Source organism: Metalysinibacillus jejuensis (assembly GCF_003057615.1).
Classification (GTDB): Bacteria; Bacillota; Bacilli; order Bacillales_A; family Planococcaceae; genus Metalysinibacillus; species Metalysinibacillus jejuensis.
Genome location: NZ_QAFW01000187.1, coordinates 1 through 360, shown reverse-complemented (window position 1 = coordinate 360; position 360 = coordinate 1). Strand labels below are relative to the sequence as shown.

The following is a 360-nucleotide window of genomic DNA, read 5'->3' as shown; positions in this document are numbered from 1 at the left end:
AGATGTGTATAAGAGACAGATTATCAGTATCTTTATTAGTACCAATTAGCGCAATGGCAGCCGATTCATATACAGTAGTATCAGGAGATACTCTTTGGCAAATTGCCGTGAAAAACCAAACAGGTGTACAGGAGCTAATTGATGCGAATCCACAACTGGCAAATCCAGATCAAATTAACCCAGGACAAAAAATTAATATTCCAACAAAAGAGCAAGCAACGGTAGAACAAGAAGTTGTTAAACTTGTCAATGCTGAACGCGAAAAAGCGGGTCTATCACCGATGAAAGAAGATTGGGAGCTTTCAAGAGTAGCGCAATACAAGTCGCAAGATATGCTAGACAAAAAATACTTTGACCACA

General features: G+C 38.9%; 1 protein-coding gene. It reads left to right on the top strand.

The annotated features are described in order from the left end of the window. Window positions 1-2 precede the first annotated feature (2 nt). The coding region (safA, locus tag DDE80_RS14820) for a SafA/ExsA family spore coat assembly protein (RefSeq protein WP_153060953.1) at window positions 3-360 on the top strand (358 nt) is incomplete at its 3' end.